The organism is Mucilaginibacter antarcticus (genome assembly GCF_042686155.1).
Taxonomy (GTDB): Bacteria; Bacteroidota; Bacteroidia; order Sphingobacteriales; family Sphingobacteriaceae; genus Mucilaginibacter; species Mucilaginibacter antarcticus.
The window spans coordinates 1-26,150 of record NZ_JBHUON010000015.1 but is presented as its reverse complement, the minus strand read 5'-3'; the positions used below and the strand labels follow the sequence as shown (position 1 = coordinate 26,150).

The window sequence follows — 26,150 nt, the reverse complement described above, 5'->3', positions numbered from 1 at the left end:
CTCAAGTTCACACTACGCAGATTGTAGTACCGCGGTACATTTGTATTGTTAAACAATCAAACTCAACAACATCTTAACAACGTAAATCAATTGATTATGAAAACTACAAAAATATTATACTGGGTGCTAAACGGCTTGTTTGCCTTGGTGATGATTGGCTCGGGCATTCCGGGTGTATTAGGTATACAATCAACCATCCATGGCATGCACGAAGTTATGGGCTATCCGCTTTATTTTATTCCGTTTTTGGGCGTCGCCAAAATACTGGGTGGTATAGCCATATTAATTCCGGGTAACTGGCCACGTATAAAAGAGTGGGCCTATGCAGGTTTATTTTTTGACTTGATAGCAGCAGTGTACTCGCTTTACTGCATTCCAAATCCCGAAGGCCCGTGGTGGGGTACGCTGATATTCGTTGCTTTGGGCGCAGCCGCATATATCTATTACCACAAAATGCAGGCATTAATAAAGCCGGATACTTTAAAATAACCACACACCCATGAGAAAACTAAAATTACAAATGCAGCTATCTGTTAACGGATACTGTGCCGGCCCTAATGGCGAGATGGATTGGCTGACCTGGAACTGGACCGATGATATTAAAAACTATGTGACCGACATTAACAAAAATGTTGATACCATAGTAATGGGCCGCAAACTAGCAGAAGGCTTTATCCCTCACTGGACAGATGCTGCGCAAAAGCCGGATGCAGATGAATTTACCCATAAAATGGTTGACTTGCCTAAAGTGGTGTTTTCAAAAACACTGACAGCATCGCCCTGGGAAAACACCGTAACTGCCGGGGACCTGGTAGCCGAAATTAAAAAACTAAAGGAAACCGATGGTGGAGATATCATGACCTATGGTGGCGCGGATTACGCGTCTGCATTAATAAAAGCTAATTTGGTTGACGATTACCACCTGTTTATAAACCCGGCCGCGGTTGGTAATGGCCTGCCCATATTTCAATCGCTTGATAGCAAATTGGGGTTAAAACTCGTTAAAGCACAAGCTTTTGAGGTTGGCATTGTTGTGCTTCATTATCAGCCTGAATAATAGCGAGACGACGCAATCATATGAGGCGGATCATTGTATCTATGAACATAAGTATTGATGGTTTTCTTGCGAGCCCGGAGGGGGCGCTCGACTGGCAATTTAACTACTGGACCAGCGAAATGGCGCGCGTGCTTGGCGAACAACTGGGCGAAGCCGGCACCATACTATTGGGCAGAAACACTTATGTTGCTATGGCCGCCTACTGGCCCTCGGTAAGCTGCGGGCTCAGCCTTTCGCGCGATGATATTGCTTATGCAATGCTGATGAATAGCTACCCTAAAATGGTTTGTTCAAACACACTAAAATCAGCGCTTTGGCATAATACTCATTTAATCGGTGGCGGTATCGATCAAAAAATTAGTAACCTAAAAAAACAGCCGGGTAAAGACATCATTATATATGGCAGCCAAACCCTGGTGCTACACCTCACACAAAAAAAACTGATAGACGAGTACCGCCTGTGGGTGTATCCTGTCACATTGGGCCGTGGTGTCCCGCTTTTTAATCAACAGGTAACGTTACGTCTATCAAGCAGTAGGCAATTTGAATCCGGCGTTGTTTTGCTAACGTATCACCCCCACGATTAAACTTGTTAAGTAAGCGAATACGGGTATGTCGTTGATTGATGTATCTTTGGGCAACCTATTATAAGTTAGCTCCGTTAATGTATTAAAATAGAATTTTAAACGTTAAAGTAGTCGCGAATAAGCCCCGTATGCATAAATTCTATTTTCTTGTTGCTTTGTCTTTAATTCTTTTTTTTGCCGATACTGCCTTTGCGCAAAAAAACCATACCATAAACGGCACCGTTAAAGACGCCGCAACCGGCGAAACTTTGATTGGCGCTACCGTTAAATTGCAGGAGTTAAAAACCGGCACACTCACTAATGCCTATGGCTTCTTTTCGTTAACCGCTGCCAGCGGAGACTACACTTTAGCCATTAGCTACATTGGTTACGAAACTACCAGCCAACCCATTAAACTTAACAAAAATGCGCAGTTAGACATTCTGCTTGTAAGTAGCAATACGCTTGACGATGTAGTGATAAGAGCCAATGACCGTAAAAACGAAAATGTCGAAAGCGCCCAAATGGGCCTTACCCGGCTTGACCTCAGCCAGGTAAACAATGTACCCGTAATTTTTGGCGAAAAGGATGTTTTAAAAACCATTCAACTACTGCCCGGTGTTAAAACTACAGGCGATGGCAATACCGGTTTTTACGTACGTGGCGGCGGTTCTGATCAAAATCTTATTTTGCTGGATGAGGCAGTGGTTTACAATGCATCGCACCTGTTTGGTTTTTTCTCAACCTTTAACTCTGATGCAATAAAGGACGTCAACCTGTATAAAGGCGGCATGCCTGCACAATATGGTGGGCGCTTATCGTCTGTATTAGATATTAAGATGCTTGACGGCAATAACAAAAAATTTGGTGTACAGGGTGGTATCGGCCTTATTGCTTCGCGGATAAAGATAGACGGGCCGCTGAAAAAAGACAGAGGATCATTCATGATCAGCGCACGCCGAACTTATGCTGATCTGTTTTTAAAACTATCGCCAGACTCGACCACCCGGGGTGCCAAACTTTACTTTTACGATATAAATGCTAAAGCTAATTATCGTTTTGATGATAAAAATACGCTATACCTATCAGGCTATTTCGGGAAGGATCTGTTAGGTTTGAAAGACAATTTTGAAACCAATTGGGGTAACCAAACTGCTACCCTGCGTTTAAATCATATATTTAACAATAAGCTATTTTTAAACACATCAGTTATATACAGTAATTATAATTTTAAGGTTCAAAGTTTTAATAGCAACAGCGATTTCAGCGTACGTTCAAAAATTCGTGATTTTAACCTCAAGGAAGATTTTCAGTATTACTTTACGCCGCAAAATACGCTTAGCTTTGGTATTAATGCTATCCACCATAACATTCAACCCGGCGATATCAATTCGTCCAACAGCTCATCAATAAACGAGCAGACCATACAAAACCGCAATGGTATTGAATCTGCCGCTTATGTGTCTGATGAATGGCATGTTAGTGATAAACTTAACCTGTTATTTGGTGTCAGGTTATCCGGATTTTGGTTGATGGGCCCCGGCAAGTTCAATACCTATAGCGCTAACAACGCGCTGGTATCTTTTCAAAACTACAACTCGGGCGATATTGTTCAACACTACCTTACCCCGGAGCCTCGTTTTTCTGCCAGTTATGTGTTTAATGAGCAAAACTCGTTCAAGGCATCATACAACCGCAATACGCAAAATATCCACCTGATATCAAATTCAACGGCTTCGTCTCCTACCGATCTGTATGTTATGAGCAGTAATAACATTAAGCCGGGTATATCAGACCAGGTCGCGTTGGGCTTCTTTAAAAATTCGGCCAATAGCCAGTACGAGTTCTCTTCAGAGATTTACTATAAACATTTACAAAACCAAATTGACTATAAAAATGGTGCCCAGCTATTGGCTAACCAAGACGTTGAGTCGCAATTGATTTATGGTGAGGGCCGGGCATACGGTGTTGAATTATTTTTCAAAAAGCGCTACGGCAAACTTAATGGCTGGATAGGTTATACTTTATCAAAAACCGAAAGTAAGTTTAACCAGGTTAATAACGGCCAATACTTTGCAGCCAGGCATGACCGTACGCATGATGTATCTGTAGTAGGTATTTACAAACTAGCCACCAGGTGGACGATCTCGGGCACATATGTTTACGGTACGGGTAATGCAGTAAGCTATCCGCAAGGTAAATATACCTTAGGCGGCGTAACCACTCTTTACTATGGCAACCGTAATGCCGATCGTATGCCGGCCTACAGCCGCCTTGACCTTGGTGCGACCCTGGAAGGTAAACCCCATAAGCGCTTTCATTCCAGTTGGTCGTTTGGCTTATTCAACGCCTTAGGCCGTAAAAACCCGTACACCATAAGTTTTGAAGACGACCCTAACGACAAAACACGTACAAGGGCAGTAAAAACCAGCCTATTCGGTCGTATACCATCAGTTACTTATAATTTTACGTTTTAGATATGTATCTTAAAAGACACTTAAGCTTATTGATAATTACTTCTCTTAGCTTGGCTATAATGTCATGTAAAGAGGTTGTAGATATTAAACCTGCCAGCACAACACCCCAATTAGTTATAGAGGGTAAGGTTACAGATCAGTTAGCGCCGCAGGTAGTGTCAATTACCAAATCTGTACCGCTGGCCAACTCAAATAGCTATCCAACTGTGTCAGGTGCTGTGGTAAAAATTACGGATCAGAATAACGTAACCCGTACCTTAATTGAGCGTTCGCCAGGCACATACAGTTCGGCTTCTTTTATAGGCAGGATGAATCTTGCTTACACGCTAAACGTAACCGTAGAGGGGCAAACATACACAGCGAAATCTGTTATGCCCGAAAAAGTGCTTATAGACTCCATAGCGTTATCTGTACAACGCTTCGGCAACAGCACCACTAAAACTATTCTTGTTTTTTATCAAGACGCCGGCAACGCTGCCAATCAATACAAGTTTGTTTTATCTATAAATGGTGTACTTGTTAAGCAAATATTTGCCCGGAATGACCAATTTAACAATGGTAAGTTTGTACAACAATTACTTTACCAGGACGACATAAAGCTGCAAAGCGGCGATAGGGTTGATATTGAGATGCAATGCATAGACAAAAATGTGTATGCCTACTGGTATACGTTTACCCAACAAGGTGGTGGCTTTAACTCCACTACACCTACTAACCCGCCTAATAACTTTAATTCTGATAAAGTACTGGGAATTTTTAGCGCCCATACATCGCAGCATAAAAACATCATCATTCCCTAACCGAGGTGGTTTAAGCGAGCTTTTTACGTTCGAATATAAGGTATGAAAAGCCGGCTGCTAACAACATTGATCCGGTAACGAAAGTCCTATTGGCAAGGTAAATTGCTGCGCTAACCAACCCAAAAGTGCGGGCCCGGCCAGCTGCCCCGCGTAACCTATTGTACTCATAATTGATACCGCGCTTGAGCTGGAGACTTCTTTCATGCTACCCGCTGCGCTAAAAAACACCGGGACTATGTTGAAGCGCCCGCAACCGTATCAACACTATATATATGGTAACCTATTTTATAGGTGGTGCCCTCGGCACCTTTGCCGCTACCCAGCTCTGGTATGCATACCAATGGAATGACGTATGTATAATGGGGATCACGGTATCATCAATTGCCCTTGCTTTGCACCTCATAAACCGCAAAAAGATACAACAAAGACCTACAGTTGTACAGTGATAAGTACTATGTTCGAAAAACATTATTCTGTTTTACTATACACTTTTACTCGTTTCGGCATTTTCTCCACAAAAGTTAAAAATCTCATTTACATCCTGTTACATATAATTGCAAAATATTTTTGAGCCGTCCGTTACTTTTTGCTGCGCGATTTAAAAGTTTGGCACTTTATTGGAATACTGTTTATCAACCATCGGTTATTAAGTTATGATTGTTGAAGATAATAAACCGGAAGAAACTAAAGAGAAAGCCTGGGAAAACCCAAGCGACCCCAAACAAGTTTCGGACGAACGTGACAAGGAGCAACTGTTAAGGCAGTTTAAAGAAGCCAAGCGACGCCACGACAACCTGACTGAAGAAGATGACAAACCAAAAAGAGAGCAAGATTAAAAAAATAAACATTATGAAAACTATCAACCAAAAACCCGCAACAAGCAAATTGGTAGCCAAGTTTGACAACGAATTGAAAGAGATCATAATGAATGATCTGAGAGCTATTAAAGGCGTAAAAAACAACTTTTTGAAATTAATTTGGAACGAGCAGCTATCAGTTGCCTAGTTCTTTAAAATATTCAACCTTAAAAAGACTTTAACTATGAAAACATCAGTACAAAAACCAGCAACCAGCAAATTATTAAAACGTTACGATAACGAATTGAAAACCTTGCTTATGGCAGACCTTGAGTCTTTCAAACAAAAAAACCAGTTTGCCGGCAACAACCAGGTAGCCGGCAAAAAAGCTGCCTGATCTACATATACCATCTACCTATAAAAATACTACCTATAAAAACGATAGCGCCTTGCAATTATGCAAAGCGCTATTTTTTTGAAAAAATTTAGGAGACGTCATTTCGATACGAGGAACGAGTGAGAAAGGTTTACGAGCGCGATTAAGGCGTATAAGATTTCTCCCCCGCGGTTCGCTATGACAATGTGAGAATAAAGGCGTGCTACCTATGAACCCTGTTCCATCCTCCTCTTAAAATACCTCCGTATAGGCTCATCAACAAATTTCAGAATAATCCAGGCAAACGCAATCAATAGTACCACACTTATTGGGATAATGACCGCCATTTGGCTCATAGGTGGTTTGTACATTGCCAGGTAGCTAAAAAATATCCATATAAACGGATAATGCACCATGTAAAGCGGGTAGGACAATTCGCCCGAGATTTTACAGATTTTGGCAAACGCGGGCCTTAACGTGGCACCTGCGCCCAGGGCAACTAACAGGGGCAAGTATAGTATTACGATGACAGATTCGGTTACGTAATTCCATTTGTTTGAGAAAGGGAATACAAGTGCAGCCAAAGTCAACAGACCTACGGCAGTAAATCCAAGTCGCGATTTAATGATCCAGTTTAAGCGATAAATCAGCATACCGGCCGAAAAGGAGTAAAATACGCGAATAGCGCCCGCGCTTATATTGTCGCCCCCCCAACCGTAACTAATGTTGCCTGATTTTGTAGTTTCGTAAACTATCAAGCCCGCACCTACTACCACCAACATCCATAGTATTTTATTGCGCAGCTTAACCAGCACCAGGGCATAAACGATATTGGCGATATATTCCCAAAACAGCGACCATGACGGCGCGTTAAGATGAAACAGGTTAAAATACCGATCGTGCACAAGCGGATACGGGATCATTAAACACGAGCTGACAAACAGCCAGATATTTTGCCCTACGCTATAAGTTTTGTACAGATCGCTAAACGGATCAAACAACCAACTGAGTATACCGATAACAGAACCAATGACTACCAGCGGATGCAAGCGGATAAGGCGGAGTTTTAAAAAGTTGGCGAAACCCAATTTGTTTAATCTTTCATTATCATAGGCATAAGCGATAACAAAGCCTGATAAACAAAAAAAGAAATCGACCGCAAGGAAAGAGTGACCGATGAAGTTCTTTTCGTAATCTGGCTGCGCTATCTCCATAAAGTGAAATATCACGACAGATATGGCGGCTACGCCACGCAGCCCGTCAAGAATCTGAAAATGTTGTTTAGTTTTTAATGGGTTGGCAGCGGTAGCAGTACTCATTTACTAGGTATAATTGGATGTACCGCAATAATAACCGAAAACAAGCGTCGACGCAAACCTTTTGCGTAACAGTAAGGATAGCTTGGATTAGTTTTGGCTATACCCGATAATCAGATCAGCTGTTTTAGCCGAGGCACCGGCAGCGCCCATGCGCTCGTCCAATTGATTATAATTAGCCAACATTTGCCCGCGGTAATCAGCATTGTTCAGGATCTGATCTAACTCGGCACCAATCCTATCCGCGTTGCAATCTTGTTGAATCAATTCTTTAACAATGCCTTTGTTTACGATGAGATTAACCAGCGATATAAACTTGATTTTGATGACTAACCGGGCTATGCCTATAGAGATTGGGTTACCTTTATAAACTACTATCTGTGGCACGTTGAACAAGGCCGTCTCTAACGTTGCCGTTCCCGAGGCCACAATGGCGGCGTGGGCATTATTTAAGATATCATAAGTGGCGTTAAACAGTATGGGTATCGTTCTGCCGTTTAAGTACTGATTATAGTACGCGGCATTAAACGATGGCGCGCCTGCTACTACAAACTGGTAGTCGGGGTAACCATCAGCAACGGTCAGCATATCGGGCAGCAGATAGTCGATCTCTTGTTTGCGGCTGCCGGGCAGCAGGGCTATTATTTTCTTTTCTGTAAGATTATTTTTGGCCAGGAAATCAGCGTCAGGCTTAATGGCTGCTACAGCATCCAGTAATGGATTACCTACATAATCAACCTCCATGCCCCATCCCCTGTAAAATTCAACCTCGAAAGGCAGGATACAAAAGAGGTGGTCGACAATCTTTTTAATTTTAAGTACCCGTTTCTGGTTCCAGGCCCAAACTTTGGGCGATATGTAATAATATACCGGTAAGCCCTGCTTTTTAGCAAAGTCGGCTATCTTTAAATTAAAACCGGGAAAGTCTATAAGGATCAATACGTCGGGCTGATATTGGGCAATATCGGCCTTGCAGGCGGCCATATTTTTCAGGATAGTACGCAGGTTGATTACTACCTCAAAAAAACCCATAAAGGCCATGTCGGCATAGTGTTTAACCAGCGTGCCGCCCTCGGCCTGCATCAGGTCGCCGCCAAAATACCGAAACCCGGCTTGCGGGTCGCGCTTCTTTAGCTCCTTCATTAAATTGGCCCCGTGCAAATCGCCCGAAGCCTCGCCGGCTACCAGGTAATATTTCATTGGATGGGGCTATTCAAATTCAGCATGTGCTCAAAAATACGATTAAGCGTTAAACTTCCAGCTGTTTAAAATAGGGATAGCGTGGTGCGCCGTCATATCAAATTGTACCGGCACAACTGACACATATCCGTTATCCAAAGCCCATGAGTCACTATCCTCGCCATTGTCGTTTACCTGGAAAACACCGCTGATCCAATAATAAGGGCGTTTGTATGGGTCAACGCGCTCGTCAAAATCCTCGGCCCATTTGGCGTTAGCCTGTCGGCAGATCCTGATACCTTTTAAGTTTGGCGTATTAGGGAAGTTAACGTTTAGCAATGTAGCCGTAGGCATGCCGTTAGCTAAAACCTGCAGGGCAATATCCTTAATATACTTTTCGGTATGGCTAAAATCAGCCTGCCAGGTATAATCATCTAAAGAAAAACCAATAGAAGGAATACCCTCGATAGCCCCCTCAACCGCTGCCGACATGGTACCCGAGTATAACACGTTGATACCATTGTTCAAGCCATGATTAATGCCCGACACGCACAGGTCGGGCTTTTTACCTTTAAATATTTTGGTAACGGCCAGCTTCACACAATCTACCGGGGTACCAGAGCAGCTATACATCTCTACGCCTTCGTACAAGTCAACCTTATCCAAACGCAGCGGCTTGCCAATAGTAATAGCATGGCCCATACCGGATTGCGGACTGTCGGGCGCTACAACTACCACCCGGCCAATCTCTTTCATTACATGAATAAGTGCTTTTATGCCGGGCGCGGTTACGCCGTCGTCATTAACTACAAGAATGATAGGTTTTGAGTTTGTCATCCGCAAAATTAGTGATTAGAATTGAGAGTCAAGAAACAAGAGCCAAGATTTGAAACTAATGAATGTAAACGCTAATTATGGTAGGCGCTATTAATTTTAATCGCTACTTTAGCTGTAGTGGCATCATTTTTTACGTCATGTCACTACTTTATACTGCTATTATGAAACGTCTGCTTATTATATTAATAACTTTTTTCTCGTCTCAACTTTTTGCCCAGCAAGGGGTTAAACCTGCGTTAAATTTGAAATGGGAGATCATTGAAAATAATTATCAGAACAAACAACAATCGCTTGCCGCTTTAACCATAAATACCGGCCCACAATTTACGCTGCCTGCTAAAGGCTGGAAGCTTTATTTCAATTTTTTGAGGCCGGTAATAGCCGGCTCTGTTAGCAGCGGACTGGAGGTTACCCACGTAAACGGCGACTTTCATTACCTGGCACCTAAAGCCGGTTTTAAGGGGATAGCTAAAAATAAGTCGCTAAAAGCCCAACTGGCAGTTTTGTACTGGCTGATCAACAAAACAGATTCGCCGAAAGGTTTTTACCTGGTTTGGGATGATGCGCCAGCTAAATACTACCCGCTAAATGAGCCAACACTTATACCATCTACCCAGGCAAAACAGCTTGCACGGGCACCTAATGATAACTGGGCGCCCAGTACGCCGCAATCTGTTTATGAGCAAAACAGAACTATACGCGATATCCCCGCAGATAGCCTGACCAAGATCTTCCCGACACCGCAAAGTTACAAGACCAACGGCAGCGCGTTTAATTTAACCATCGGCACACAAATTACTGCTGACCTGGTATTTAACAAAGAAGCCGCTTACTTAAAACAAGAACTTAGCAAGCTTATATCCGCAGCCACAACCTCATCAACCAATACGATCAGGCTTATAAAGAAAGACCTGCCTGCCGATGCTTATGAACTTAATATAACCAACCAGGCAATAACGATCTCGGCGTCATCAGGCGAGGGAGCTTTCTATGGCATCCAATCGCTTAAAACCTTAATACCGCCGGCGGCTTATCGCGCTGCGCAACAATCTATCATATTACCGGGTGTTGATGTTAGCGACAAACCACGGTTTGGTTACCGCGCGGTTTTGTTAGATGTAGCGCGCAATTTCCATTCAAAACAGGAAGTGTTAAAGCTACTGGACCTGATGAGTTTGTACAAGCTCAATGTATTCCATTTTCATTTAACAGACGATGAAGGCTGGCGCTTAGAAATACCCGCCCTGCCCGAGCTTACTGCCGTTGGTGCTAAGCGCGGCCACGTGATTGATGACAGTCAAAATATACAGCCGTCGTATGGTTCGGGGCCGTCAGTAAATAATACATCAGGCACAGGTTTTTATACTAAGGCTGATTTTGTGGAGATATTAAAATACGCTGCCGACAGGCACATTTTGGTTATCCCCGAAATTGAAACACCAGGCCATGCGCGTGCAGCTGTAAAGGCCATGGATGCGCGGTACAAAAACTACATGGCTCAAAACAAACCGCAGGAAGCTAATCAGTATTTGCTGCGCGATTTAGCCGACAATTCTAAATATCTTTCTGTACAATATTTTGATGATAATGTAATTGATGTGTCGTTACCGTCTACCTATAGCTTTATAGAAACCGTTGTTGCCGGCATTAAACAAATGTATAACGAGGCCGGTGCGCCATTAAAAACTATCCATTTTGGCGGCGACGAAGTGCCTGCCGGTGTTTGGGAGAAATCACCCGCTTACCTCAAGCTGTCAAAAACAGATCCTACGGTTAAAAGCACTGATGACATGTGGGAGTACTACTACAGCAGGATAAACAAAATGCTTAAGGCCAATAACCTGTACTTAACGGCATGGGAAGAAGCAGGCACCCACAAAGTAATGCAAGACGGTAAAAAAGCATCGGTAATAAACCCTGCTTTAGCTAATGAAAATATCCATTTAGAAGTGTGGAACAATGTATTGGGGTGGGGTGCCGAGGATTTAGCGTACAAGCTGGCCAATAGCGGCTATAAGGTGATCTTAACTAATGTAACCAACCTGTACTTTGACATGGCCTACAACAAAAGCTTCGACGAGCCAGGCTATTATTGGGGTAGCTATGCTGATGAGGCAGCAGCCTTTAAGTTTATCCCTTTTGATTATTTTAAAAATGTAACGATAGATAAATCGGGCAACCCGCTTAACCGGGCGCTGTTTTTATCTAAGGAAAAATTAACCTTAGAAGGTAAAAACAACATAGTAGGCATACAAGGCGCATTGTGGAGCGAAACCTTGCAAACATCGGACAAGATGGAGTACATGCTGCTACCTAAATTACTGGGCTTGGCAGAACGCGCGTGGGCGGCAGACCCTGAGTGGGCTACAACCACAGACACCATAAAGAGTCAAGGGCTTTACCGCGAAGCCTGGTCAAACTTTGCCAACCTTATGGGTAAACGTGAGCTTTCACGCTTAAGCTATTACGCGGGCGGCTTTAAGTACCGCATACCCGAGGTTGGGGCAATAAAATTAAACAAACAAGTTGTTGCAAATTCGGGCTTGCCGGGTTTCACCATCAGATATACTACCGATGGTACAACACCCACGTTAAGCAGCCCGGTTTATACCAATCCGCTTTCTGCATCGAAACTTAAATTGGGCTTATTTAATCCGGCCGGAAGGGCAGGCCGGATAATCACCCTAAATAATTAGCCCTAATAACAAAGCCCCGATAAAGTCGGGGCTTCTTATTTTACAATTCGTTTAACCATTTAACCAGCTCATCCCGGCCCTTGCCCGTTTTTTGCTGCAGCTTGCCTAAAAGCTCATCGTCTTTTCCTTCTTCGTGGATCAAATCGTCATCCGTCAAATCGCCGTAGGCTTGTTTCACTTTTCCTTTTAACTCCTTCCAGCCACCTCTTAATTTTAAATCGCTCATAGTGTTTTTATTTAGATGTATTAGAGCAACAGCCAAAAGCCGGTTTAAGTTTCAAAGTTTGATACTTAAACTACAAAGCTCCAGCCTTTATCTCCTCAACCACGGCTGGGTCAAGCAAGGTTGATATATCGCCTAAATTGCTGGTGTCGCCCTCGGCTATCTTACGAAGTATCCTGCGCATAATTTTGCCTGAACGGGTTTTTGGCAAACCGGTTACAAACTGGATCTTATCAGGCTTGGCAATAGCGCCTATAATGCGGGCAACCGTCATCATAATATCTTTGCGGGTAAGCTCATCATCGCCATGCTGGTTAGGGCAAACTACAAAAGCGTACACGCCCTGCCCTTTAATGTCGTGCGGGTAACCCACTACGGCCGACTCCACAACTGTACTGTGCATATTGATAGCGTTCTCCACCTCGGCAGTACCTATACGGTGGCCAGATACATTCAGCACGTCATCAACACGGCCGGTTATACGGTAATAGCCTTCGTCATCGCGTAAGCAACCATCGCCGGTAAAATACAGGTCAGGGTAAGTAGCAAAGTAAGTTTGGCGGCAACGCTCATGGTCGCCGTAAGTAGTCCGCAGCATACCCGGCCACGGGAACTTGATGCAGAGATTTCCGCTCACACCGTTACCCTCAATAATAGCTCCCTTTTCGTCAACCAAAACCGGTTGCACACCCGGTAACGGTAAGCCGGCATAACTTGGCTTTAAAGGTGTAACACCGGCAATGGCCGATATCATGTGCCCGCCGTTCTCGGTTTGCCACCAGGTATCTACAATCGGGCAATTACCGTGGCCAATCTTTTCATCAAACCAATGCCATGCCTCTTCATTAATCGGTTCACCTACCGATCCCAGTTTAGTTAGCGAGCTTAAATCTTTTTGTTTCAGTGGATCATCGCCAAAGCTCATCAGCGAGCGGATAGCCGTTGGCGCTGTATATAATATGTTAACCTTATACTTATCTACAATGTCCCACAAACGGCCCGGGCTTGGGTAAGTTGGTATCCCTTCAAACATCAACGAAGTTGCGCCTTGCGATAGCGGACCGTATACGATATAAGAGTGCCCGGTTATCCAGCCAATATCTGCCGTACAGAAGTAAATCTCTTCGGGTTGATACTGAAAAGTTGTATCAAACGTAAAACCGGTATAAACCATATAGCCGCCACAGGTATGCACTACGCCTTTAGGTTTACCTGTAGAGCCCGACGTGTAAAGGATAAAAAGCATATCCTCGGCATCCATTTCTTCGGCTTCGCAAACTTTACCGCCCTGGGTTTCTACTTTTCTAATTTCATCTTCCCACCATACATCGCGGCCTTTTATCATGGCAACAGGTGTGCGGGTACGGGTTAATACAATTACCCGCTTAACAGACGGGCAGCGCACCAAAGCATCGTCGATGATCGACTTTAGCGGCACTTCTTTATTACCACGGAAACTACCATCGCTGGTGATGACGATATTACATTCGGCATCCTGGATGCGGTCAGCTATTGATTGCGCCGAAAACCCCCCAAATACAACCGAATGAATAGCACCTATCCTGGCGCAGGCCAGCAAAGCGATAGCCAGCTCGGGCACCATAGGCATGTATATACAAATACGGTCGCCTTTTTTAGCGCCGTTGTTTTTTAGCACATTGGCAAACTGGCAAACCTTTTCATACAACTGGCGATAAGTAATAATGCGGTGATCTTCGCTTGGGTCATTTGGCTCCCAGATAATGGCCGCTTTATCGCCAATGGTATCCAGGTGACGGTCGAGGCAGCTTTCGGTGATATTTAGCTTTGCGCCTTCAAACCATTTAATGTTGGGCTCTTTAAAGTTCCAGTTCAAAACCTTATCCCACTTTTTTCTCCATACAAAAGTATCGGCAATGCCGGCCCAAAATTCTTCGGGCTGTTCAATACTATGCTTATAAACGTCCTTATAATGGTCGAATGATGTAATTTTCATAACAGGTAATTGGTGGGTGTAAATTAGTGATTTAATTAAGACCTGTAAATGAAAAAATGTATTTTTGATAGCCGTAGTGATAGCTTGGTATGATACACCATTTTAGGGCTGAACATTTTTTTGAAAATATTTTAAAAACACTGTTGCCTATTCAACATAAAATCCTGATATTTGCAATCCCTTTAATAAAAGGGGTAAAAAAATAATTGTCATGTCAAGAATTTGTGATTTAACAGGAAAGGCGTCAATAGTTGGTAACAACGTTTCTAACTCAAACCGCAAAACTAAACGCAGGTTTCATCCAAACCTTAAGCTTAAAAAGTTTTACATCCCTGAAGAAGATAAGTGGATTACTTTAAAAGTATCTACATCAGCTGTAAAAACTATCAGCAAAAACGGGATAACAGCTTGTATTAACAAGTTTGTAAAAAAAGGATATATATAGCAGGTAGTTTTGAATAGCGAATAATGATTAGTTCATTGTTTTCTGTTTAATAGCGTACCATAAAATAACAATACGATGGCTAAGAAAGGCAACAGAGTTCAGGTAATATTAGAGTGCACAGAGCACAAGGCAACTGGTCAGCCAGGTATGTCTCGTTACATTACCACTAAGAACAAAAAGAATACGACTGAAAGATTAGAGTTGAAAAAATTCAACCCTGTTTTACGTAAAGTAACGCTTCATAAAGAAATTAAGTAATTGGTTGGATTGCGGTAAATCGCTCGTTCATTCATTCACTCCTTCAATAATTAAAAGAAATGGCAAAGAAAGTAGTTGCAACCCTGAAAACCGGTGCAGGTAAAGAATATTCAAAATTGATTACAATGAATAAATCACCTAAAACAGGTGCTTACTCATTCAAAGAAGCTATTATACACAACGATCACGTTAAAGAGGCGATTGCTGCATCAAAAGCTCAGTAATTAACTTGATTAAAAGTATTAAAGCCGTCTTGTTTTAAACGAGAGGGCTTTTTTTGTTAGCGTAATATTTATTTGGCACATAAATCTGCACATTTGCATATCCGCTCATCTGCACATCAACAAACATGGGACTATTTGATTTTTTTAAGAAAAAGGAAAGCACTCCGCAGGAGCAGGAAGCGCTTGATACTGGTTTAGAAAAAACCAAGGACAACTTTTTTTCAAAAATCACCAAAGTTATTGCCGGTAAGTCCACCGTTGATGATGACGTGCTGGACGAGTTGGAAGAGGTACTGGTTACATCAGACGTTGGCGTAAAAACCACGTTAAAAATTATTGAGCGTATACAGGCCCGCGTTGCCCGCGATAAATATGTAAGCACCGGCGACCTGCAAGGTTTGCTGCGCGACGAAATACAACAACTACTTGCCGAAAATAACAGTAATGATTTTTCGAGCTTTGAATATGGCACCCACAAGCCATATGTTATTATGGTGGTTGGCGTTAATGGCGTAGGTAAAACCACTACCATTGGCAAACTTGCCCACAAACTAAAACAGGCAGGCAATAAAGTAGTATTAGGCGCTGCCGATACATTTAGAGCAGCAGCGGTTGACCAGATACAACTTTGGGGAGACCGTGTTGGTGTTAAGGTTGTAGCACAAGCCATGGGATCTGATCCGGCATCTGTTGCTTTTGATACGCTAAAATCTGCAGTAGCTGCCGGCGACGATGTAGCTATAATAGATACCGCAGGCCGTTTACACAATAAGGTTGGTTTGATGAACGAGCTAACCAAGATCAAAAACGTTATGCAAAAGGTAGTACCCGGCGCACCGCACGAGATACTGCTGGTGCTTGACGCATCTACGGGGCAAAACGCCATTGAGCAATGCAAACAATTTACCGAAGCTACCGCCGTTAATGCACTGGCGCTTACCAAATTAGATGGTACAGCAAAGGGTGGTGTAGTGATAGGTATATCAGATCAGTTTAAAATACCCGTTAAATATATAGGCGTCGGCGAAGCCATGGATCATTTGCAATTGTTTGATCGCAAGGCCTTTGTAGATAGTTTATTTAAGGATTAAAAAGGATTGTCATCCTGAGCGATTGTGAAGGATCTCAAAACTATACATTCGCCGCGTGGCAGATTCTTCGCTACAGCTCAGAATGACAATAAGTGCAAAAGATAAATGAGGACGAAAGAAATAAGCAAACCCATCATAACTAAAAAACCGCGTGTAAACGTAGTTACCCTTGGCTGTTCAAAGAATACTTACGATTCTGAGATTTTAATGGGCCAACTTAAGGGCAACATGTTTGACGTGGTGCACGAGGCCGAAAAGGTGGGTAAAGATGATATTATTGTAATTAACACCTGTGGCTTTATTGATAATGCCAAACAAGAGTCTATTGATACTATCTTACAATATAGCGAGCTTAAAGACCAGGGCAAAGTTGGTAAAGTTATCGTTACCGGTTGCCTGAGCGAGCGTTATAAACCCGAGTTAGAAGCCGAGATCACAAACGTTGATGCTTATTTTGGCACTAATGATCTCCAAAACTTATTATCCTCTATAGGCGCCAACTACAAGCATGAATTGATTGGCGAGCGCTTGCTGACCACCCCCTCTCATTACGCATATTTCAAAATCGCCGAGGGCTGTAACCGCCCCTGCTCCTTCTGCGCTATCCCGCTTATGCGTGGCAAGCATTTAAGCACACCTATGGATGAGCTGGTTAAATCAGCCGAAAAATTAGCCAAAAACGGAACCAAAGAACTAATATTTATTGCCCAGGATTTGACCTATTACGGTCTTGACCTATACGGTAAGCGTAACCTTGACGAGTTACTTCGCCGTATCTCTGACGTTAACGGCATTGAGTGGATCCGCTTGCAGTATGCCTACCCTTCGGGCTTCCCGCTGGAGGTGTTGGATGTGATGAATGAGCGCGACAATATCTGTAAATACATGGATATGCCGCTGCAGCACATTACGGATAATATGCTAAAATCGATGCGTCGCGGCATTACCAAACAGAAAACTATTGACGTAGTGAACGAGATTCGCGACCGTGTGCCGGGCATCGCTATGCGTACTACGTTAATTACCGGTTACCCTGGAGAAACCGAGCGCGATTTTGAAGAAATGCAACGCTGGGTTCAGGATACCAAGTTTGATCGTTTGGGCTGTTTCACCTACTCGCACGAAGAAAAAACGCATGCGCACTCATTAATTGATGATGTGCCTGAAGAAGTAAAACAAGCACGCGCCGATGCCATCATGGAAATTCAACAGGAAATTTCTTTCGAGAAAAACCAGGAAAAGATAGGCAACACGTACAAAGTTTTAATAGACAAAAAAGACGGACCATACTTTGTTGGCCGTACAGAATATGATTCTCCTGAAGTTGATAACGAGGTACTAATTGATGCTACGATTAACTACGCTACCATTGGCACCTTTGTGAATGTCAAAATAGATACCGCCGAGGATTTTGACCTTTATGGACATATTGTAAAATAAAACAAACCCATTGTGTATAAGGTTAAATGATTTTACATTTGACCGCATGGACGTTGCCTGTATAAGCTATAAAGAAACCGGAGCCTTTTCGCCAACCGTGATTGACTACCTGGAAGACAAACCGGAGTTAAGAGAATTTTATAGCCACCGCCCTACCCTTGATGGTTTTGCCGAGTTGTTGCAACACAAAAAAGTGATAGCCAACCGCGATCTGCTTGCTGATACTATCGAAGATCAATACCAAATAGTTGCGCAATACGCCCGCATTTGGGATACTGACTTTGCCATACCACAATGCGTTCAGAAAAACATTCAAAGCCTGAGGGCAGACAATACGTACACCATAACTACAGGCCATCAGCTGAACATCTTCGCCGGTCCGCTTTATTTTATTTATAAGATAGTTACGGCTGTTAAACTGGCGCGCCAGCTAAAGGAGCAATTCTCCGACAAAAATTTTGTACCCGTTTACTGGATGGCGTCAGAGGACCATGACTTTGCCGAGATAAGCTACACCACCATAGGCGGTAAAAAAGTACACTGGTGGCTCGAGTCGTCGGGAGCTACCGGCCGTATCAACCCCGAAACCTTGCGCCAGGCGCTTAACCAATACAAGGGCGTGCTGGGTATGGAACATTACGGACCTGAATTGGCGGCCATTGTCGAAACTGCTTACACCCGTTTCGACCGCCTGGCTGATGCTACCCGCTACATGGTAAACGCGCTGTTTGGTCGCTATGGTTTGGTTATTGTTGATGCTGATAATAAACAGCTTAAACAGCAATTTGCCGCCATTATCGAGCGCGATATTATTGAGCAAAACAGCTTTAACAACATCACTGCCACGAACGAAAGGTTGACCCACCTAGGCGTACATATCCAGGTAAACCCACGCGAGATCAACTTTTTTTACATGCAAGGCGCCATACGTGAGCGTTTGGTTTTTGAAGACGAATTGTATAAGGTTTTAAATACCGATATCAGCTTTACCGAAAAAGCTTTAAAGGAAGAGATCAAAAAAAATCCCGCTAAATTTAGCCCCAACGTTGTAATGCGCCCACTGTACCAGGAGTGCATTTTACCCAATATTGCCTACATAGGCGGTGGTGCCGAAGTGGTTTACTGGCTGGAGCTAAAATCAAACTTTGATTTTTATGGGATTGATTTCCCGCTGCTGATCCTGCGCAACTCGGGTTTGGTGGTACGTAAAGCGTCGGCGGCAAAAATAAAACGCATGGAGCTTTCACCGGCCGACCTGTTTAAATCAACAGACGAACTAAAAAACTACTGGATAAAAAAACATAGCGACCATACCCTCTCCATCCAAAACGAATGGGCAGCGCTAAGCACAATTTTTGACACCCTTAAAGAACGCGCAGCTAAAATAGACCCAACCCTCGGCCCTTCGACAGAAGCGGTACGCGTACGCCTTAAAAAGGCTATTGACAACCTGGAGAAGAAACTGGTACGCTCTGAAAAACACAACTACCACACCCGCCTTGAGCAAATAGAACAGATCAAAGCAGAACTCTTCCCCGGCGGCAGTTTGCAGGAGCGCAATGAGAACTTCGGTTTGCTTTATGTAAAATGGGGGCAGTCTTTTATTGATGAACTGATTGCAGGTTTTGAACCGCTGGATTTTGAGTTCGCGGTGTTGACGGAGGCGTAATTTCAATGTAGAGACGCCCTGCTTTGCGTCTACTGTGCATGAGCCACGACGCAAAGTATAGCGTATCTATGTTTCGTTTTAATATCTTTGCACATGCTAGTCATTGAACAATCCCTAAGAACTTTTACTCAAGATATATTTAAGGCAATGGGCTGCAGCGAAGAGCATGCGGCCCTTGCTGCTGATGTGCTGTTACTGTCTGATTTGCGGGGCATCGATTCACATGGCGTGGCCCGTTTAACTGGCTACGTTCGTTTGTGGGAGAAACAGCGCATTAACCCAACTCCCAACATCCGCATTGTACACGAAACCCCTACCACCGCCACCATTGACGGCGATGCGGGCTTAGGTTTGGTTGTCGCGCCATTCGCTATGAAAGTGGCTATTGCAAAGGCTGAGCAGTATGGTTCAGGCTGGGTGTCTATCCGTAACTCAAATCATTTTGGTATTGCAGGTTATCACGCGCTGATGGCTGTAGAGAAAGATATGATCGGCTTTGCCATGACTAATGCCAGTCCGCTTGTGGCACCTACCTTTAGTAACGAGCGGATGCTGGGAACCAACCCTATGTGTTATGCTTTCCCGGCAGGTAAATATCCCCCGGTGATTGTGGATATGGCAACGTCGGCAGCGGCAAACGGAAAACTGGAAATTGCCCAGCGAGCAGGCAAACCCATCCCCGAAGGCTGGATCCAGGATAAAGAAGGTAATTACACTACCGACCCGCATGCTTTGAAAAACGGGGGCTCGCTACTTACGTTGGGCAGTGACCGCGACCATGGTAGTCATAAAGGCTTTGGCTTAAGTGCTACGGTAGATATTTTATCGGCAGTACTTTCAGGTGCTAATTATGGCCCTTGGGTACCGCCATTTGTATCTTTCCTTGAGCCACCTGCTGATCCCGTTGGCACCGGTATAGGCCATTTTTTGGGCGCCATGCGGGTAGACGGTTTCCGCCCGGTTGATGAGTTTAAGGCCCACCTGGACAACTGGGTGTCGCGCTTCAAATCGGCATCGCAAATCGATCCTAACCAAAAAGTCATCATCCCCGGCGAGCCGGAGCATGAAGCACACATAGACAGGCTAAAAAATGGAATACCGCTAGTTGATGCGGTAGTGAAGGATTTAAATCAGTTGGCTGCGAAGATGGGTGTGAGCCCACTTTAATCGTTTTAACCAATTTGTCATTGCGAGGTACGAAGCAATCGCACGCAGATAAGTTGGCGACCCTTCGCCGTGCGATTACCGCGCTAGTTCCTCGCTCGCAATGACAGCGGCGGTATTAAACAAGAGAGGCCCGATCAATGATCGGGCCTCTCTTAGTATGTTTCGGGGCCGGGGGCTGTCTACCTTATTATATTAAACAACCTGCTCCAACGGATCTTGCCAAAAAACGATGCTTCATCGTCCATGCTCATCCATATAAACAGGGCTTTGCCTACAATATGATCTTCTGGAACAAAGCCCCAGTAACGCGAGTCGTCAGAGTTGTGGCGGTTATCGCCCATCATCCAGTAGTAGTTCATTTTAAAAGTGTAACTATCTGTTTTTACACCATTAATTAAAATATCCTTACCTGTAACCTGTAGTTTATTACCCTCGTACACGCTTATACAACGGGCATAAATTGGGTAGGTCAGGCTGTCAAGTTTTACGGTCCACCCTTTTTTAGGGATGATAATAGGGCCATAATTATCAACGTTCCATTTAAAATCATGGACCTTGCCATCCAGCCTTAACAAATCATCAGCTACTGCAGGGTGATTAGGATTAGTGGGATAAACCTGGTCAAAATCGCCTTTCCTGCGAATGTTAGGCGTTATAGAGGTAACGTTAGAAAAACCTTTAAGGGTTTTGTAAGCATCAGGCGTCATGGTAGGGTATACACCACCGTACATGGAGATATGCAAATCATCAATCACATCAGGATTGATGTTGCCGTTGCTTTTCAAGGTATAATCTATCTGTCCCTGGGGCGGATCTTCTGCCGCCTTGCCATTAATAAATACGCGCGCGTCAACAACCGACAAGGTATCGCCACCAACACCCTGGCAACGTTTTATAAAGTTCTCTCGTTTATCAACCGGGCGGCTTAACGGCTCGTCGGCATCCATAGGGTAATTAAAAACTACAACGTCGCCTTTTTTTACATCGCTAAAGCCCGGTAAACGGTAATATGGCAATTTAATGCCTTCCCAATAAGCTTTAGTGTTTGTAATGGGCATGGTATGATGCGCAAACGGAAACGCCACAGGCGTCATAGGCGTACGCGCGCCATAATTAAGTTTACTCACAAATAAAAAATCGCCAACCAGCAATGAGCGTTCCATTGATGGTGTGGGTATGGTGTACGCCTCTATAAAGAAGGTACGTATTAGTGTGGCGGCAATTACAGCAAACACAACGGCATCAACCCACTCGCGGCCCTTTGATTTTTTCACAACCTTGGCTTTGGTGTTTTTACTGTTTTTACTCCAGAATTTCCAGTTCATTTGGTTTTAAATATCTTGTAGGTAAAATAAAATTTACGATAAATCAAACATATCCGCCACAGTAAAAAAGCCTCTCTTATCGGCTACCCACTCGGCAGCAAGTACTGCGCCCAGGGCAAAACCGTTACGGTTATGCGCGGTGTGTTTAATCTCTATAGTATCAACTTCAGAATCATAAATAACGGTATGCGTACCGGGCACGTTTTCTATACGGTATGATTCTATCAGTACGTCTTCGGCTTTGGCATTGTCATCAACCGGGCTGTTAACGTCTGTCATAACATTTACCCATTGATTTTTCTGATCAAGGTTATCTATGATACCCTCGGCTATGGTGATGGCGGTACCACTTGGTGAGTCAAGCTTTTGTGTGTGATGGATCTCCTCAACCTGCACATCATAGTACGGTTGTTTGTTCATCATCTTAGCCAGTACTTTATTAATGTGGAAGAATATATTTACGCCAACACTAAAGTTTGTGCCGTATATAAAGGCATTGTCGCTGCTTTCGTAGCGGGCTTTAATACCTTCTAACTGCTCATACCAACCTGTGGTACCCACAACAATGGGTACGCCGGCTTTAAAGCAAAGGTCAATATTAGCTAATACAGTAGCAGGGGTGCTAAACTCAATGGCAACATCAGCTTTTAAAAGATTTTCTGTAGTAAGCTCATGCTGATTATCCTGATCTATTTTTAAAACGATCTCGTGTTTACGGTCAACAGCGATCTTTTCAATGATCTTACCCATTTTACCGTAACCTAATAATGCAATTTTCATTTGTAATAATATAGTTTGGCGGCGCAATGCCTGCGCAATGCGTTCTTTATCTAAGCGTAAAGGTAACTTTTAAACCCGGAATAAAGGAACCGTTATAATTTTGCGCGTAAACCGGTTGATTGATCATGGTTGGCCTAATCCTTACGCTAAAATCATCATCCATTGAGTACGAGTGCTGAAACTTCGCGTCTACATAAGCATCAATGGTCTGTATGCCCCAGGCTGCTGCAAAAAGCAACACACTTAAATCGCGGTAGCGTGCGTAGCCCCGTACCAGGTCATTAACAGCCTGATCAGGATATGGCGTTACCTGCTGATACAAGGTGTAATTGATGTTATCCACTCCCGGCACTTCGCCTCTTGCGCGTAACTTTGCCACCCCTAAAAATTGTGTGTATTGATCCTGGTTAAACCTATACATTAACACCAATAAGGTTAACCCGGTATAAATTACCGGTACTTTCCAAATGCGTTTGTTATAAACCTGGCCCCATCCGGGGATAGCTACCGAGCGGTGCCATGCCTTGCTTGGGCTGTGGGTGCTATCCGGGTGATATATTTTAACCGTATTTGTTTTAGGCGCAAACGGTTTTGATCTTATCGAGTCGCTTTTGGCTTTCTTCAGACTATCAGCCCTCGAGCTAGCGGCTGTACCTACGGGCATTAATGGGTTTTGCGCTGCAGCAGTAAACCCAAAAGCTATTACAAAGGTTAAAATTAATAGATATCTGTACATCTGTTTTTTACCAATCCAACATTTCTAAAATGCGGTTAAGATCATCTTCTGACAAAAAAGGAATTTCGATAGAGCCTTTACCCTCACTGCCTACTTTAAGCTTAACCCGGGAGCTAAACTTTGATGCCAGGTCGTCTTGTATCTTTTGCAATTGAAATGATACGGGTTCAGGCTGTTTTCCTTCTTTTTTAGTGCGTCCCCTTTGTAAGTCGCGCACCATCTCTTCCACCTTACGAACGGATAAACCTTGCTGAATAATATGTTGATGCAAATATAATTGTTGTGCCGGATCTTCTACCGTTACTAAAGCGCGGGCATGGCCCATGCTTAGCTCGCCATCGCGAATAGATGCCTGTATGGTTGGCGGCAAACGTAACAGCCTTAAATAGTTAGTTACAGTTGATCTGTTTTTGCTAACGCGATCGCCAAGTTCTTCTTGCTTTAATCCAACCTCATCTATCATACGCTGAAAACTCAAGGCAACCTCAATAGCGTTAAGGTTTTCGCGCTGTATGTTTTCAATCAGCGCCATCTCCAGCATTTGCTGATCGTTAGCGGTGCGTACGTAAGCCGGTATTTGGGTTAAACCGGCCATCTTGGAGGCACGTAAACGGCGCTCGCCTGATATTAACTGGTAATGATGCCCGCTAACCCGGCGTACCGTAATTGGCTGTATGAGTCCTTGTAGTTTGATAGATGCTGATAAATCGGCCAGGGCCTGCTCATCAAACCCGGTACGGGGCTGAAAAGGGTTAACCTCAATATCGGCTATCTTTATTTCATTTACCGAGCCCAGTCCATTAGTTTCTGAAACTGCGCCGTTGTTATTTCTTGATGCGCTATCTGCACCGTTGCTTGCTTTTCTATACGGAAGTACATCGTCAGAATCGTTTAGCAATGCGCTTAATCCTTTGCCTAACGCTCTCCTTTTTTCTGCGCTCATGTTATACGGTTACTGTTGTAGTAGCTCTCGCCTCGTCTTTTACTAATCCATTTTTGCGAATGATTTCGCGAGCTAAATTCAAATAATTGATAGCCCCTTTGCAATTAGCATCGTGCATAATTACCGATAGGCCAAAGCTTGGTGCCTCGCTTAAGCGGGTGTTACGCTGTATAATGGTATCAAACACCATATCTTCAAAATGGGTACGCACCTCTTCAACCACTTGGTTTGACAGGCGTAAACGCACATCATACATGGTTAATAAAATTCCTTCAATTTCCAGATCAGGGTTTAAACGGTTTTGTACAATTTTAACCGTGTTAAGCAATTTACCTAAACCCTCCAAAGCAAAATATTCGCACTGTACAGGGATGATCACCGAGTCGGCAGCCGTTAGTGCATTGATGGTGATTAAGCCTAATGAAGGCGAACAGTCTATAATGATAAAGTCATAATCGTTACGCACTTTGTCAAAAACCTCCTGCATTTTATACTCGCGATTTTGAAGGTTGATCATTTCAATCTCGGCACCTACCAGGTCAATATGTGCAGGCAGCAGGTCAAGGTGTGGTGTATCTGTTTTTATGATAGCGTCGCGAGGATCAATCTCGTTGATGATGCACTCATAAATACTGTTTTTTATGTTGCGCGGATCAAACCCGATACCTGAGGTGGCATTAGCTTGCGGATCGGCATCAACTAATAAGGTTTTGTACTCTAAAACGGCTAAACTTGCGGCCAGGTTTATTGATGATGTGGTTTTACCCACGCCACCTTTTTGATTGGCCAATGCTATAATTTTACTCATTATATTTCTCCAAAATTTTATAACGGTTTAACTTACAACGAAATTAGAAATATAAATTTCTACCTTCGGGAAACTTTTTACCAAGCGCTAATATATATATTAAAAACACGGAGAAATCCACAGTTTTTAGCTATTTACAAACAATCTGGTGAGTACTGAGTAGTGAATGGTGAGTGGTTAACGGTGAGTGAACGTAGGGTTGATGAATAGCATACGCTACCGTTTCTTTTAAACCTATCTTTTGCTACTTACTACTCAAAACGCACCACTTACAAGTCACAACTCACAATGATTACTATCATATTATCTACCAACCGGCCGGGAAGTTCAACCCAAAAAGTTGCCCTTTATTACCAAAAAAAACTACGCGAAAAAGGCATAGAGGCCGGCATACTATCTATGGCCCAACTGCCGCCCAACATTTTAGAGACGGACCTTTATGGCAAACGCAGTGCCGAGTTTCAAGTATTGCAGGATATTGTATCAGCGACGGATAAATTCATCTTCATTATCCCCGAGTACAATGGCAGTTTCCCCGGCGCATTAAAGGTTTTTATCGATGCTTGCGCTTTTCCTGCCAGTTTTTACGAGAAGAAAACCGCACTGGTCGGGATATCATCCGGCAAATATGGCAACATTCGCGGCATTGATCATTTTACCGGTGTATGCCATTACGTGCATTTAAATGTGATGCCGCTCAAGCTGCACATCCCCAATATCAAAACTGAATTTGACGAACATGGTGATCTATTTAAGGAGGACACCGTAAAGTTTACTGATGAGCAGATGGAAAAATTTGTAAAATTTTAGCATAAGCGCTGTTTCAGTAGTTCAAATTGATAAAAATAGCCTAAAACACCCATTTTACCCAGTCATGGTCGGAAGATTAATCTTCCGACTTTTTTGTTTTGAAGGATTTGGTTTTATTTGATATAGATATCTGAATATCAAATATTTATCTTGTA

Annotated in this window: 28 protein-coding genes; 18 read left to right on the top strand and 10 right to left on the bottom strand. The window is 43.5% G+C overall.

What is annotated here, in order from left to right:
- Positions 1–96: 96 nt before the first annotated feature.
- From ACFSYC_RS12840 to ACFSYC_RS12800, 9 genes are all read left to right on the top strand, one after another.
- On the top strand, positions 97–489 hold the full coding sequence (locus ACFSYC_RS12840) for a DoxX family protein (protein ID WP_377128162.1): 393 nt from the start codon (positions 97–99) through the stop codon (positions 487–489).
- Positions 490–499: 10 nt separating this feature from the next.
- Positions 500–1,057 (top strand): dihydrofolate reductase family protein, encoded by a 558-nt coding sequence (locus tag ACFSYC_RS12835; RefSeq protein ID WP_377128159.1) that lies wholly within the window; start codon positions 500–502, stop codon positions 1,055–1,057.
- 20 nt (positions 1,058–1,077) lie between these two features.
- On the top strand, positions 1,078–1,644 hold the full coding sequence (locus ACFSYC_RS12830; protein ID WP_377128156.1) for a dihydrofolate reductase family protein: 567 nt from the start codon (positions 1,078–1,080) through the stop codon (positions 1,642–1,644).
- A 128-nt stretch (positions 1,645–1,772) separates the two neighbouring features.
- A complete protein-coding gene (locus ACFSYC_RS12825; protein ID WP_377128153.1) occupies positions 1,773–4,100 on the top strand; it encodes a TonB-dependent receptor in 2,328 nt (775 codons plus the stop codon).
- Between the two features lie 59 nt (positions 4,101–4,159).
- A complete protein-coding gene (locus tag ACFSYC_RS12820) occupies positions 4,160–4,900 on the top strand; it encodes a DUF4249 domain-containing protein (RefSeq protein ID WP_377128150.1) in 741 nt (246 codons plus the stop codon).
- A gap of 272 nt (positions 4,901–5,172) precedes the next feature.
- Complete coding sequence (locus ACFSYC_RS12815; protein WP_377128147.1) at positions 5,173–5,346, top strand: hypothetical protein; 174 nt, start codon at positions 5,173–5,175, stop codon at positions 5,344–5,346.
- A 207-nt stretch (positions 5,347–5,553) separates the two neighbouring features.
- On the top strand, positions 5,554–5,736 hold the full coding sequence (locus tag ACFSYC_RS12810) for a hypothetical protein (RefSeq protein WP_377128144.1): 183 nt from the start codon (positions 5,554–5,556) through the stop codon (positions 5,734–5,736).
- A 13-nt stretch (positions 5,737–5,749) separates the two neighbouring features.
- Positions 5,750–5,905 carry a hypothetical protein gene (locus ACFSYC_RS12805; protein ID WP_377128142.1) on the top strand — a complete coding sequence of 52 codons (156 nt, stop codon included), beginning with the start codon at positions 5,750–5,752 and terminating at the stop codon, positions 5,903–5,905.
- Between the two features lie 36 nt (positions 5,906–5,941).
- Entirely contained in the window at positions 5,942–6,094 is a 153-nt protein-coding gene (locus ACFSYC_RS12800) for a hypothetical protein (protein WP_377128139.1), read from the top strand.
- A gap of 206 nt (positions 6,095–6,300) precedes the next feature.
- Here the strand turns inward: ACFSYC_RS12800 and ACFSYC_RS12795 are convergent, their stop codons facing one another.
- The 3 genes from ACFSYC_RS12795 to surE all read right to left on the bottom strand — a co-directional run bounded on the left by ACFSYC_RS12795 (position 6,301) and on the right by surE (position 9,405).
- Entirely contained in the window at positions 6,301–7,392 is a 1,092-nt protein-coding gene (locus ACFSYC_RS12795) for an acyltransferase family protein (RefSeq protein WP_377128137.1), read from the bottom strand.
- Positions 7,393–7,479: 87 nt separating this feature from the next.
- Positions 7,480–8,589: a lipid-A-disaccharide synthase gene (gene lpxB, locus ACFSYC_RS12790; protein WP_377128134.1), complete on the bottom strand. Its 1,110-nt coding sequence runs from the start codon at positions 8,587–8,589 to the stop codon at positions 7,480–7,482.
- 42 nt (positions 8,590–8,631) lie between these two features.
- Complete coding sequence (gene surE / locus ACFSYC_RS12785) at positions 8,632–9,405, bottom strand: 5'/3'-nucleotidase SurE (protein ID WP_377128131.1); 774 nt, start codon at positions 9,403–9,405, stop codon at positions 8,632–8,634.
- A gap of 161 nt (positions 9,406–9,566) precedes the next feature.
- Here surE and ACFSYC_RS12780 point away from each other — a divergent pair, with 161 nt between their 5' ends.
- Positions 9,567–12,101 carry a family 20 glycosylhydrolase gene (locus ACFSYC_RS12780; protein ID WP_377128128.1) on the top strand — a complete coding sequence of 845 codons (2,535 nt, stop codon included), beginning with the start codon at positions 9,567–9,569 and terminating at the stop codon, positions 12,099–12,101.
- 40 nt (positions 12,102–12,141) lie between these two features.
- Here the strand turns inward: ACFSYC_RS12780 and ACFSYC_RS12775 are convergent, their stop codons facing one another.
- The gene (locus ACFSYC_RS12775) at positions 12,142–12,327 is read right to left on the bottom strand and encodes a CsbD family protein (protein ID WP_377128125.1); all 186 of its coding nucleotides are present in this window, start codon (positions 12,325–12,327) and stop codon (positions 12,142–12,144) included.
- 70 nt (positions 12,328–12,397) lie between these two features.
- Entirely contained in the window at positions 12,398–14,299 is a 1,902-nt protein-coding gene (acs, locus tag ACFSYC_RS12770) for an acetate--CoA ligase (protein ID WP_377128122.1), read from the bottom strand.
- Positions 14,300–14,510: 211 nt separating this feature from the next.
- On the opposite strand from acs, the gene rpmB reads away from it, so the two are divergent.
- From rpmB to ACFSYC_RS12735, 7 genes are all read left to right on the top strand, one after another.
- Positions 14,511–14,744 carry a 50S ribosomal protein L28 gene (rpmB, locus tag ACFSYC_RS12765; protein ID WP_144247620.1) on the top strand — a complete coding sequence of 78 codons (234 nt, stop codon included), beginning with the start codon at positions 14,511–14,513 and terminating at the stop codon, positions 14,742–14,744.
- 75 nt (positions 14,745–14,819) lie between these two features.
- Complete coding sequence (rpmG, locus tag ACFSYC_RS12760; protein WP_377128119.1) at positions 14,820–15,002, top strand: 50S ribosomal protein L33; 183 nt, start codon at positions 14,820–14,822, stop codon at positions 15,000–15,002.
- A 59-nt stretch (positions 15,003–15,061) separates the two neighbouring features.
- Positions 15,062–15,226: a DUF4295 domain-containing protein gene (locus ACFSYC_RS12755; protein ID WP_377128116.1), complete on the top strand. Its 165-nt coding sequence runs from the start codon at positions 15,062–15,064 to the stop codon at positions 15,224–15,226.
- Positions 15,227–15,351: 125 nt separating this feature from the next.
- Positions 15,352–16,317, top strand: coding sequence for a signal recognition particle-docking protein FtsY (gene ftsY, locus ACFSYC_RS12750; protein ID WP_377128113.1), 966 nt, complete (start codon positions 15,352–15,354; stop codon positions 16,315–16,317).
- A 105-nt stretch (positions 16,318–16,422) separates the two neighbouring features.
- Complete coding sequence (rimO, locus tag ACFSYC_RS12745) at positions 16,423–17,757, top strand: 30S ribosomal protein S12 methylthiotransferase RimO (RefSeq protein ID WP_377128110.1); 1,335 nt, start codon at positions 16,423–16,425, stop codon at positions 17,755–17,757.
- 46 nt (positions 17,758–17,803) lie between these two features.
- Positions 17,804–19,426, top strand: a complete 1,623-nt coding sequence (gene bshC / locus ACFSYC_RS12740) for a bacillithiol biosynthesis cysteine-adding enzyme BshC (protein ID WP_377128107.1) — start codon at positions 17,804–17,806, stop codon at positions 19,424–19,426.
- Between the two features lie 93 nt (positions 19,427–19,519).
- Entirely contained in the window at positions 19,520–20,593 is a 1,074-nt protein-coding gene (locus ACFSYC_RS12735; protein ID WP_377128104.1) for an Ldh family oxidoreductase, read from the top strand.
- A 179-nt stretch (positions 20,594–20,772) separates the two neighbouring features.
- Here ACFSYC_RS12735 and lepB read toward each other — a convergent pair whose 3' ends face one another.
- From lepB to ACFSYC_RS12710, 5 genes are read right to left on the bottom strand one after another with little or no spacing between them, the layout of a single operon-like run.
- Positions 20,773–21,918 (bottom strand): signal peptidase I, encoded by a 1,146-nt coding sequence (gene lepB / locus ACFSYC_RS12730; RefSeq protein WP_377128102.1) that lies wholly within the window; start codon positions 21,916–21,918, stop codon positions 20,773–20,775.
- 33 nt (positions 21,919–21,951) lie between these two features.
- The gene (gene dapB, locus ACFSYC_RS12725; RefSeq protein ID WP_377128099.1) at positions 21,952–22,725 is read right to left on the bottom strand and encodes a 4-hydroxy-tetrahydrodipicolinate reductase; all 774 of its coding nucleotides are present in this window, start codon (positions 22,723–22,725) and stop codon (positions 21,952–21,954) included.
- Between the two features lie 19 nt (positions 22,726–22,744).
- Positions 22,745–23,434 carry a DUF5683 domain-containing protein gene (locus tag ACFSYC_RS12720; protein ID WP_377128096.1) on the bottom strand — a complete coding sequence of 230 codons (690 nt, stop codon included), beginning with the start codon at positions 23,432–23,434 and terminating at the stop codon, positions 22,745–22,747.
- Positions 23,435–23,441: 7 nt separating this feature from the next.
- Positions 23,442–24,377 carry a ParB/RepB/Spo0J family partition protein gene (locus tag ACFSYC_RS12715; RefSeq protein ID WP_377128093.1) on the bottom strand — a complete coding sequence of 312 codons (936 nt, stop codon included), beginning with the start codon at positions 24,375–24,377 and terminating at the stop codon, positions 23,442–23,444.
- Between the two features lies 1 nt (position 24,378).
- Positions 24,379–25,185 carry a ParA family protein gene (locus tag ACFSYC_RS12710; protein WP_377128090.1) on the bottom strand — a complete coding sequence of 269 codons (807 nt, stop codon included), beginning with the start codon at positions 25,183–25,185 and terminating at the stop codon, positions 24,379–24,381.
- Between the two features lie 288 nt (positions 25,186–25,473).
- Here ACFSYC_RS12710 and ACFSYC_RS12705 point away from each other — a divergent pair, with 288 nt between their 5' ends.
- A complete protein-coding gene (locus ACFSYC_RS12705) occupies positions 25,474–25,995 on the top strand; it encodes an NADPH-dependent FMN reductase (RefSeq protein WP_377128087.1) in 522 nt (173 codons plus the stop codon).
- Positions 25,996–26,150: the final 155 nt, after the last annotated feature.